The following is an 816-nucleotide window of genomic DNA, read 5'->3' on the forward strand; positions in this document are numbered from 1 at the left end:
CATCCTTGTCATAGTTTGTGGAAAAGATCTTTCCCAACTCCAATGAGTAGTAATATACGTGCTTAATATCTTCAAACTGCTTGAAAAGTAATTCTGCCCTGATTTTCTGGCTCTTGGTCCATTTATCAGGTGATTTAAATAATAAATATCTGCTTCTGGCTAATAATTGCCTGAGTGTATCTCCGTTTTCGAGTTCTTCTGCTTTATGTACTTCCCCCTTCTCTTTTGCCGCTTTCATGGCTTTATTCTCCTCTTTTATCACTTGCCATCTATATGTAATACGCAACTCTTGTACCGCTTCGTATACAAGTTTTTGTACATGAAACCTATCAATCACCTGCATGGCACGTGGAAAGCACGTTTTCGCAATCTTTTGCATGCTCCCGGCCATATCCAGTGTAATTTCTTTGACTTGATTACGCAGCTCCTGTGGCATCTTTGTAAGTACCGCAATGATATCATCGGCTTTAGTGCCCTGAATTACAGCTATAATAGAACCTTTCCTACCTCGCTTATCTCTATTTATTAAGATGGTATAAAGATCTCCCTTGCTCAAAGCCGTTTCGTCAATACATAGGCGATAACCCATATTCTTTGGATAAAGGATATACTCTTGGGCATGTGCTCTCTGATCCCAATTCTGGAAGTCACTCAGGTGGTCTTTATATTGGCTTTGAAGCTGTTTGCCATCCATACAGTAATGCTCAGCTACACTTTGGCAGCTAACGGCGTGATTATCTAAGTAATTCTTTTAAAAAAGCACCGAACTCAGCGGTTATGCGAGTACCGGTGGCTACCAAACTCCAGTCACGACTA

1 protein-coding gene and 1 pseudogene are annotated in these 816 nt (G+C 40.7%); both read right to left on the minus strand.

Annotated elements, in window-relative coordinates:
* The coding region (locus DXA05_RS26180; RefSeq protein ID WP_128859796.1) for a transposase at positions 1 to 694 on the minus strand (694 nt) is incomplete at its 3' end.
* A 40-nt stretch (positions 695 to 734) separates the two neighbouring features.
* A pseudogene (locus DXA05_RS28525) lies at positions 735 to 816 on the minus strand (transposase); the annotation flags it as partial.

Origin of the sequence: Bacteroides sp. AM54-2NS, assembly GCF_003602935.1 — a bacterium.
Classification (GTDB): Bacteria; Bacteroidota; Bacteroidia; order Bacteroidales; family Bacteroidaceae; genus Bacteroides; species Bacteroides xylanisolvens.